The sequence below is a fragment of the Cohaesibacter intestini genome (assembly GCF_003324485.1).
Lineage (GTDB): Bacteria > Pseudomonadota > Alphaproteobacteria > Rhizobiales > Cohaesibacteraceae > Cohaesibacter > Cohaesibacter intestini.
In genome coordinates, this window is record NZ_QODK01000015.1 from 1 (window position 1) to 9,068 (window position 9,068).

A 9,068-nucleotide genomic window follows, 5' to 3' on the forward strand; every position below is an offset into this window, starting at 1 on the left:
TGAACCCGTAATTGTCACCTCCAACCCATTCCAAAAATAAAGGCATTCTTCGCGCACTTCATGCGCAACGATGAACTGCGGCCAAAATCACAGGCAGAAAATGGGGCAACCTCATGAATGAGATGGGCTAAGCCTCTGGCCTGGCCCATGTTTGGTTGCAGTTGGGTTCCAAAAATCTGGTTCGATCACCCATTCTGTCCGCATATTTACAGCTATGTGGACAAAGGTGTTAATCTGCGGCCAGAACACCCTTACACACACCTGTACTTAAGCCATGTCGACGAGCGTGTGTATGTATGAATTTTCGCTGAAATAAAGATTTTGGCCGCAAAGTGGGTGATTTCCGGCATAAGTATTTCGGTAGATATTCATCGCGATATTGCCATTCAATGTTGTCTTTTCCCTTGGGTATTTACGACGAACCTTGGGTCGCAGTCATGGAACTCATGATGAAAAGTAGCGTAGAAGTAGCGGATAGGCCGACCGCTATAAGGTTAATTTTGCACTTATGATCAATAATATTAGTTCCTATTTTTGTGTTTGAGAATTTAGCCCTATTTGGCTTGTATGAGGAAAAGCACAGCAAACATAAGCACCAATCAAGATCCGGGCTTGGCAAAGATTTCAGACCTGGCAAGATATTGGAATGTAAGCCGACCAGTTGCAGAAAAAATCTGTAGTTACCATGATGGTCGATATGGTCTTCAACTGGTGCATGGAAAACCAAAGCGATATAGATGGGCCGACATTTGGGCTGCTGAGGGTTACAGTATTGTCGCGGAAAAGAACTGGCGAGCGATGAAAGAACCCTTGTTGAAGACGGCGGATCTTGCAGATCCAAATGTTTTTGGGCGCTCGGAACGTTCCATCCGTCGCCTAGCCGAAATCGGTGAAATCCCATCTGTCGATCTTCCCATAGCGGATTACAGGTTCCGTGCCATCGAAATCATGCACTTGCTGCCTTAGTCTTTGTTTGGTGGCACGCCGAAAGCGATGGAAGTGGCTTTGATATCTGCAGGCGTGACGGTCATAACTCGTAACCAAAACAGCAGACCATTCTGCGATTCTACCAAATCTGATGAAGGAAGAAAAATTATCAAGAAACTGAAGTTGCTTGAACTCGCTTTCGATAATTGGACCGTAATTGCTTGCCTTTCTGAAAGTTTCTCTTTCGCATGTCCCGCACAAGATATTGGTTTGCAGTTTTAGGGTCTTTCTGCCCACACAATTCAAGAGCAATATAAGTCTTTGAGCTGTTTTCATCGAATACTTCTTCGTGCCAAAGCGTTCTTACGATATGGGCTCCACAGCCAAAATGTTTGAACCAGACGTCGGAAATCCAGTCTCCAGTTAAACCGGTTCGGCCATTATCTCTCGAGAAGATCGGTGTTCCGATTCTGGCGGTATAACCAGCTTCGATGTTTCTGCCTGGAGCATCTTCCATGATGAGTGCATCCAGAAACGGAGTGATTTCTGGCCACAACAAGCTACGATGATATTCGTCGCCCGTTTTTTGTGTTTCGATGTCCATCTCCCAACCATCGCTATGACGGATTAAATGCACGCCGACTTCCAATCTGTGCAGGTCACTAATGCGCAGCGGAGCAACAATTGGTAAGGCCAAGGCTGCCGCGTCTAAAAACAGTTTTATACGATGAAAAAGGCCAAGAGGAGCGCCCCGTGCTTCATCAAGCAATTCCTCTGCTCGCAACAAAACTTTTCCGATATCGTTAGGGTTGGTCAACAAAAGGCGCGCTTTTCGTTTTGGTTCTTTAGCAGCAAGACCATTGTATTGCTTTCGCAGTCGTGACAGCTTTTTAGCAAGCTTGGATTTTTGTCCTTGATGCTGCAATACAAAGCTCCGTATCTTGCCAATTTGGCATGAAAGGCCTCGTGCGCCACATCCGCGATCTCTGGCATCTTGTATCCAGTAGGCAATGGTTTCTGATTTCAGTGATACCTTCGTGTTTCGCTTAATGCAGGCTTTAGCAATCATGCACAGCACGTATTCTGCATCACGCACTGTTGACCATGGCAATGTCGAGAGGTCGGACTCTGAATCGAAATCAATCGAGTCGCCACTTTGGTTTTCGCACTCACTATATAAACGAGCAATGGTAGCTTGCCAGTCGGATGGTAATTCATCCTTTTCGACCGACACCTGGCGGACTACACCTTTTTTGCCACCTTTTGCGCGACTCGCTCTCTTGGCGTTTTTCTCGGCTGCCAGCTCCGATATTGCGGAGCGCATAGGGCCAATAGTTTCCGGCTCAAGAACAGCGAGGATGGGGCGCAACCGACAGAGTGTTGGCAGGCTGGCGTAATTGGCAAAATGCTCCTTTTGAGGTATCAAAATGCCATTTGATCGCAAATAGGATTTCCAATCGTTATACCGCTTCATGTCACCGTTAGAAAAAGACAGATCAGGCATTTCTCTGTCCCTCCTTATATTTGCGAGCATTTTTCACCGCTTTTTGCAGATATACTCGACCTTGCTTGTGAGTCCGTTCATCGTCCATCCATGCATAAAACTTTTGAACGGATGAGCGCGTATCGCCGAGAATTTCGCAGGCTTCAGACCAAGCATTGGGGTTTTCTGCCAGAATAAGGAAAACACTGATGTGACGTGCTAAATGAAAGGTGAGCCCTGACAAGCCGAGCTGGCCAATAGCCTGATAGTAGTGGTCGGCCATTGTTTCCACTTCCAAAGGGCTGTCCGCTCGCTTTGAAGGAAACAGATAATCACTATCAACGAGCTTACTGCCGTAAGGATGACTATGGATCCACTTGGGACGCACCTCGTCAATAAACCACTTCACAATCGGGAAGGCATCTTTATCGGCCTCGTGTTCGATTGCGCGGCCATTTTTAACCATGTCCTCAGAAAGAAAAATATAGAGATCATTCCGGTCATTGAAAATGAGAGTTGCGTTCTCTCCCCGGAAACGCAAATCATTGAGATTTTTACGCCGGATCGGAGAGGCCCTATACAGGATCGCATTGATGCACGCTGCTATTCCCATCTTGATGGCAAGCATACGCTCATTCGTCTTGGAGCGATCCCAATTGTCGAGCACCTTTTGCGCCCGTTTTTGCAACTCTTCTGGCGACCCAAAAAGTTTGTTCTGGTAGTAATAGTCTCTGGAAAAGTCGCGCACGAACTGTTTCCGTACCGGAGACATTTTGCTGTCCCTTTTCTTGTATTTGCGTTTACCGTTAATCTTGTCAACGATCTTCTGAATGCGCTTCAGCTCCTTTTTTCCCGCTCCCATAACTTCGGCGATGAACCTCATTTTACTGATCATATTGTAAAAATAGTCGGCATCTTTGCTGACTTCGCCGGATTGAATTCTGCGCTGCCATCCCTTGGCAAAAGCTTTGATCATTGTTTCACTACAAATGTCGCGAAGTCTGAGTGTTTCTTCTCCGGTCAGATAGCCCTCGGTGATCAAAGTGTTGATGGCTTGCTTGACGATGTCTCCATACTTTTTCTCAGTCACCAGACCGAAATCAGATTCTTCAGGAGGGATAGGATCGCCGTTTGCATCTACTCCACGGCGTTTCGTGGCAAATGCTTGTATGTCCTCCCACAACATCTGAGCGCAGGGTTCCTTGGATGATCGGGCATATTTATCGGAAGGCTTAACACACCGCTTTGCAATGACCAAAGGCTGAGCAGGCAAAAGAATATTGATTTCAGGGAACTCGCTTCTTCGACTGATTAGTTCGTTTAGGCGCTCAACTCCAAGTTTCGCACTCCGTTTAGCTGACCCCTTAAGACCATCAATCAGTTTTTGGGTTTTCTCGCTATCAAGTTCGGAGATGGAGTATCCTGCTGTACATGCCGCGCGAGCGAGTGCGCCAATAGAGAGATGCAAGTGGGGGGGGCAGCTTTTGTCCGGGAGAGCCATCTGGTAACTTTTGAATACCTCCATTTTTCTGAACGTAGTCGAGCAGAAATTTGCCATCCGGCAATAGGCTTTCTTTGGTGATAGCATTCGGATTCTTATGACCGAGAAAGCGTGTCACAGCCCCTTTGAGGTTTTTGCGATCATTCTTGAAACTGCTAATTTCGGGCGCTTGGGGCGGACAGCACCGAACAGGCCCACGACCGAGTTTGGTCTCGATGAAGGTGATATCTGCAGGAATACCCTCAAGTGGTGCGTCGAAATACTTTGACGCCTTATTTAAGGCAGCTCGCTCATTTTTATAAATGCTTTTTCTTGGGGCCTCTTTGATTAAGGTTTGATTGTACAGCAGCACATCACGCAAGTTAAATTTGTCTGTAAACATTGTTTTTTCCTCAGTGTAGTCTCGTAAAACGAGGGGGTTGTTTTCGTTCTGAGGAAATAGGGCTCGAATCCAAAAACAAAAATTTATTTTCTGGATGCATTGCCAAATTTGAGCGTCGGACTCTCGCTGTCAATGTCATGATATGCAAAAATTATAGTATAAGGAGGTGTTTTTGGTGACATCTATTTTATAAATTTCGCAATATATTGTGATATTTCTAGAAAATCACCATTCTTTCTGACGCAAGAGCGGATCCGATTTCAATCGCCGAACTTTAACTATCGTCCTCCAACACGGGCGATCGTTAAAGTCCGGTGTTTCACTAAAAGAATAACCCAACCCTATTCGAGGCCAAACCTGCCTGATGCGAGTCGGAAAGACTGGTTCACCACATTGTTCTACCAATCGCAAATATCTACGCGGTTAGCAGCAACTTGCAGCATTTATATTCTAAAATTTTGAACCCATTTATACATTTGAGAGAGTCTTGCTTGCGTAAATTCGAGCAAATTTCGTCAATTTGCTAACGTCAAATGACAAGAGCGCTGCCGATTTCTGAAAGACCTAACCGGTCTAATGAATATTCCCAAGCGGAATGGGCAATCTAATCAAAACTGCATGTGCAATCGTTCAAGGCAACTTGTATCACCGGTTGTTTTTGGCTTTGTGTGACAACCTGACACAGAGAATGATTAGGGTATCCTAATATTTGCTAGGACATACAAAGCCTAGATTTGGTTGACAGCTTGAGGCCGTCGGTTTCGCTCGGAATGGCAGATGCTTTTGAGGCAAAGAAATTTTGTGTTTTCTGTTTTGCTCCGTGAGTCAACGATCCCAACTACCTAACTGATATATTTCAACAGTGTTGTGCGGCATCCACAACCAAATTAGGAAATCAGGACATGACAGGAAAAAAGCAGCATCCGCTATTTGGAACGGTAGATCCAGACTACATCGAGCGCCTCAAAAATCTGGCGCAATTTCAGTTGGCAGGATTTCCATTGCAAGATCCAGATTGGCAAAAAACAGCAAAGGAAGCTTTAGACAAACTCGTAGGTGATATTGAAGCACCGCAGAAGAGTGAGATCAAAAGTGAAAATTTGAGCGCAGAGATTAAGATGACTCAGGCTCCGGTTGCGGCATTCCTTTGCAAACATGTGAAGACCAGCAATTGCGGAAACAATGACCCCAGCCACTGGCATAGTTGCGAAAAGGCAGGTGAAAAACTGTCCTCTATAATCTTTGCTGCCACACTCATTTGCCATGGGAAGCCTAAAAGCGCTACTGCAATTACAAAGGCTTTGGTTTCTGCCAGAACCCTCAAAGAGAAGGATCCAGACCTTCTGTTGCTGTTGGTTCCATTTTTGGATGGGAAAGCAGAGACACTCTACAAGAAACTGTCAGAACTTCACGAAAGTCCCCACTTAAAAGTGAAGCAAGTCAATTACTTCAAAGGCATGGCGCTTCTTATAGGAAAAGCGATTGAGGTCTTTGCTCCGCAACAGCACACCAACGATACCACAGGACCCTCGAAGCTTTCCAATGCCCAAAAATTCGAATCAGTAGATTTGGACGGAAAAGTCATCATAATTCCGACGTCCAAGATCGACCCCTCGCCATTTCCTCATCGCTTAGAAGATGAAACTCATGCCAACGAGATCGAAGTCCTTAGCAACTCCATGGAGAAGGATGGTCAAGATGTGCCAATCATCGTCAGACTTCACCCAGACGACGAAAAACGATACCAAGTGGTAAGCGGCAACAGACGTCTGATGGCTGCTAAAGAAATGGCAGAGCCATTGATAAAGTGCATCGTTAAAGATGTCGATGACATCGGCATTATGATGGTTCAAGGCCGGGAGATCAGCTTGCGGAAAGATGCAAGCTATATTGAAAGGGTTCGTCTTGCCGGACACCTATTCAAAACGCTCTCCAACTACACCGAGGCAAGAGCGCGAGTCATGGATGCCCTGTCAATAGGCGAAACGGAAGCGTCGCGATTGAAGGTAATCAGCGAAAAGATCCCTAATGACATCATTGAAAGCATAGGACGCGCTCCAAAGGTTGGACGCGGTCGTTGGAACCGATTTGCTAAATCCCTGACGCAACCAGAGCGCCTAGAAAAGACAAGAAAAATACTAAGAGATAAGTCTTTCTCCGACATTGCATCAACATGCGAGCGATTTGTACATCTTGAGAAAGAAATTTTGGCCAATGCTGATCTTGATAAACCAATCAACTTGAAGGTGGGCAATACCACGATCGGAGTATTGGCGCATAAGAAGAAGCGTTCTGATCTTCAGATACCCAATCAAGATTTTGCTGAATTTGTTGCAGATAAATTGCCAGAGCTCTTTGAAGCTTTCAACAAAATAGCCTGAGTGGGATGGCAGCTAAAGTTAAAGAGCAAATCCATTGGCCTGTCGAGCAAGAAATTTTTCTAACTCATTGACAGCTGTCAATGAGATAATAAAATTTGGAAAAAGCGATAGCTTGTTTTGTGGCTTTCTGAACAGTGGAATTGACCTTGCAGTGAATGGGATGCATATTCTCATTAAAATTTGCGGTGATTATGCCGCGGTATCGCCGCAGGATTGAGATGAGCACTACGTGGATCCATGAACGACAAGATTGGCCCAATTTTCGCTGGGATGCCGAGGCCATTTCACTCGACCTCGCCGACATTCGGTATCGCCAAGGGCGTTTACTTGGTCGGATGGAAAGTCTTGGATTTGATCTGCGGCAGGAAGCAAGCCTCGAAACACTAACGAACGACATTGTCAAATCATCTGCGATCGAAGGCGAAAATCTGGACCGTATGGAAGTCAGATCTTCTATTGCCAGCCGACTTGGAATAGACGTCGGCGGCATGGTTCCAGTCAGTCGGCATATCGATGGTGTCGTAGAGATGATGCTGGATGCGACCCGCAATCATGCAATGCCTCTGACCGAGGAACGCCTGTTTGGTTGGCATGCCGCCTTGTTCCCGACCGGACGAAGTGGAATGCATCGCATATTGGTTGGGGGATGGCGTCCAGCTGAAGCGGGACCCATGCAAGTTATTTCGGGGCCGGTTCGAGAGCCGAATGCGAACCGCCCGTCTGCGCCATGTCGGAGCCGCCCCAGAAGATGTCGACTACAAAACCAGACGCGGGCTGGACAAGGCGCTGTTCCAGCAACTGCTGACAGGTAAATGGATACGGGACAAACGGAACTTGATGATCACCGGCTCATGTGGCGTCGGTAAAACCTGGTTAGCCTGTGCGCTCGCCCAGGCCGCTTGTCGAAGTGGTGTCACCGTTCTTTACAAACGTGTGCCGCGTCTGTTTAGCGAATTGGAGATGGCCCATGCAGACGGGCGCTTCCCGCGCCTCTTTAGAAGCCTTACCAAAACCCAACTCCTGATCCTCGATGACTGGGGACCTGACCGTCTGAATGCAAATCAGAGACGGGACCTCATGGAAATCGTCGAAGACCGATATGGTACAGGGTCAATCCTGATCACTAGCCAATTGCCGCTCAAAACCTGGCACGACGTTATCGGCGAACCTACCTTCGCCGATGCAATCCTCGATAGGTTCGTGCACAACGCATATCGCCTCGAACTCGAAGGCCAGTCCTTCCGAAAAACCCATGTCAAAACGGGTGACGAAAACAACAAAAGCTGATACCTAAATCTTCAGGCCTCAAGACGGCACGCCAAAGGTGGCCGGATACTCCGGATTAGGTGGCCGGATGTTATCGGAATGGCCGGCCGGATGCTCCGGAATGCGCAATCATAGCCGAGCTTCACAAGATCAGCATGCATCTGCTTCACTGTACGGCGCTCTTTGCGTGGTTTGCGCAACTGCAATAAGAGCCAGGCAGACAGCCGGTCTGCATAAGGATCCAATTTGCGTGGTGGAAGTGGCGTCTTGAACTTCGGCTCAACCAACCCCTTACGAAGATATTTTCTGATAGTGTTCCGAGACAATCCCGTGCGACGAGAAATCTCGCGAATTGGCATTTTGTCACGTAATGCCCAACGTCAAATGACACTCAAAAAGCCCATGTCGATCACTCCAAATCTCCCCGACTGAAATCGTCGGGAACCAGTGTTCGCATGGGTCAATTCTCAGTGACAATTTTACTCCATACCGGGTCTCAGTGACATTCAACAAGAGCAAGTCACATTCCAGAGTTGAATTAGGATTGGAATTTGAGGAAATTCGTGATAACCCAAAAGCCATTGAAACCGAACTAGGTGAACGTTAAAAATGAACGAATTACTAAATCTCGAATATATTCAAACTATCGTTTTTCTTGATGAATTGGGTATCAAAGCGTGCTCAGAAAAACTCGGCATAGACTCCCGAACAGTGGATGCCAGAATAGTTGCGTTAGAAGTTTTTCTATCTTGTCAGTTAGTCTCTGAAGACCGGACAAGCCTCACTGATGCGGGAAAGACCGTTGCGGAGTATGGAAAAGAGCTGTTGGAAGCAAATGATAAGTTGATTCTTAAGATAAAAGCGCAATTCCAAGCAATTTAAGTGTCGAATCTGAAGTTGCACCTTAGTAGCTGATAGGTTTGCGAAACATGTATTGACCCATTAAAATTCTGCTCATGCTGTAATCAAGCAAAATTGCGATAAGTACGGTCGTGAACTAGCCCATCTCATTCATGAGGTTGCCCCATTTTCTGCCTGTGATTTTGGCCGCAGTTCATCGTTGCGCATGAAGTGCGCGAAGAATGCCTTTATTTTTGGAATGGGTTGGAGGTGACAATTACGGGTTCA

At 46.6% G+C, this 9,068-nt stretch carries 8 protein-coding genes and 2 pseudogenes; 5 read left to right on the top strand and 5 right to left on the bottom strand.

Annotation, left to right across the window (positions count from 1 at the left end):
* Window positions 1-612 precede the first annotated feature (612 nt).
* Complete coding sequence (locus DSD30_RS21695; protein ID WP_157967819.1) at window positions 613-966, top strand: hypothetical protein; 354 nt, start codon at window positions 613-615, stop codon at window positions 964-966.
* A gap of 130 nt (window positions 967-1,096) precedes the next feature.
* Here the strand turns inward: DSD30_RS21695 and DSD30_RS21170 are convergent, their stop codons facing one another.
* From DSD30_RS21170 to DSD30_RS21180, 3 genes are read right to left on the bottom strand one after another with little or no spacing between them, the layout of a single operon-like run.
* Entirely contained in the window at window positions 1,097-2,431 is a 1,335-nt protein-coding gene (locus DSD30_RS21170; RefSeq protein WP_114011757.1) for a hypothetical protein, read from the bottom strand.
* On the bottom strand, window positions 2,424-3,911 hold the full coding sequence (locus DSD30_RS21175; RefSeq protein WP_198663095.1) for a hypothetical protein: 1,488 nt from the start codon (window positions 3,909-3,911) through the stop codon (window positions 2,424-2,426). Before DSD30_RS21175 ends, DSD30_RS21170 begins: the two co-directional genes overlap by 8 nt.
* The gene (locus tag DSD30_RS21180) at window positions 3,811-4,293 is read right to left on the bottom strand and encodes a hypothetical protein (RefSeq protein ID WP_114011759.1); all 483 of its coding nucleotides are present in this window, start codon (window positions 4,291-4,293) and stop codon (window positions 3,811-3,813) included. Before DSD30_RS21180 ends, DSD30_RS21175 begins: the two co-directional genes overlap by 101 nt.
* Before the next feature lie 902 nt (window positions 4,294-5,195).
* On the opposite strand from DSD30_RS21180, the gene DSD30_RS21185 reads away from it, so the two are divergent.
* Together DSD30_RS21185 and DSD30_RS22085 are read left to right on the top strand one after the other, a co-directional pair.
* Window positions 5,196-6,674, top strand: a complete 1,479-nt coding sequence (locus tag DSD30_RS21185) for a ParB/RepB/Spo0J family partition protein (RefSeq protein ID WP_114011760.1) — start codon at window positions 5,196-5,198, stop codon at window positions 6,672-6,674.
* A gap of 218 nt (window positions 6,675-6,892) precedes the next feature.
* Window positions 6,893-7,090: pseudogene (locus DSD30_RS22085) on the top strand (DUF4172 domain-containing protein); the annotation flags it as partial.
* On the opposite strand, the gene DSD30_RS22090 reads toward DSD30_RS22085, so the two are convergent.
* The gene (locus DSD30_RS22090) at window positions 7,079-7,267 is read right to left on the bottom strand and encodes a hypothetical protein (RefSeq protein ID WP_425359484.1); all 189 of its coding nucleotides are present in this window, start codon (window positions 7,265-7,267) and stop codon (window positions 7,079-7,081) included. The pseudogene DSD30_RS22085 and the gene DSD30_RS22090 sit on opposite strands and share 12 nt — an antisense overlap.
* Between DSD30_RS22090 and istB the strand changes: the two genes are divergently transcribed.
* Complete coding sequence (gene istB, locus DSD30_RS21195) at window positions 7,266-7,961, top strand: IS21-like element helper ATPase IstB (RefSeq protein WP_198663096.1); 696 nt, start codon at window positions 7,266-7,268, stop codon at window positions 7,959-7,961. The genes DSD30_RS22090 and istB overlap by 2 nt on opposite strands.
* 98 nt (window positions 7,962-8,059) lie before the next feature.
* Here istB and DSD30_RS21200 read toward each other — a convergent pair.
* Window positions 8,060-8,299, bottom strand: a pseudogene (locus DSD30_RS21200) (MerR family transcriptional regulator); the annotation flags it as partial.
* Window positions 8,300-8,549: 250 nt separating this feature from the next.
* Between DSD30_RS21200 and DSD30_RS21205 the strand changes: the two are divergent.
* Window positions 8,550-8,822, top strand: a complete 273-nt coding sequence (locus DSD30_RS21205; protein WP_114011762.1) for a LysR family transcriptional regulator — start codon at window positions 8,550-8,552, stop codon at window positions 8,820-8,822.
* Window positions 8,823-9,068: the final 246 nt, after the last annotated feature.

Excerpts from the sequence above, each read along its gene's own strand:
- DSD30_RS21185 (WP_114011760.1), top strand. The coding sequence starts at position 5,196 with ATGACAGGAAAAAAGCAGCATCCGCTATTTGGAACGGTAGATCCAGAC.
- DSD30_RS21205 (WP_114011762.1), top strand. The coding sequence starts at position 8,550 with ATGAACGAATTACTAAATCTCGAATATATTCAAACTATCGTTTTTCTT.
- DSD30_RS21175 (WP_198663095.1), bottom strand. The coding sequence starts at position 3,911 with ATGGCTCTCCCGGACAAAAGCTGCCCCCCCCACTTGCATCTCTCTATT.
- DSD30_RS22090 (WP_425359484.1), bottom strand. The coding sequence starts at position 7,267 with ATGCCAACCAAACAGGCGTTCCTCGGTCAGAGGCATTGCATGATTGCG.
- DSD30_RS21170 (WP_114011757.1), bottom strand. The coding sequence starts at position 2,431 with ATGCCTGATCTGTCTTTTTCTAACGGTGACATGAAGCGGTATAACGAT.
- DSD30_RS21180 (WP_114011759.1), bottom strand. The coding sequence starts at position 4,293 with ATGTTTACAGACAAATTTAACTTGCGTGATGTGCTGCTGTACAATCAA.
- istB (WP_198663096.1), top strand. The coding sequence starts at position 7,266 with ATGCCGCCTTGTTCCCGACCGGACGAAGTGGAATGCATCGCATATTGG.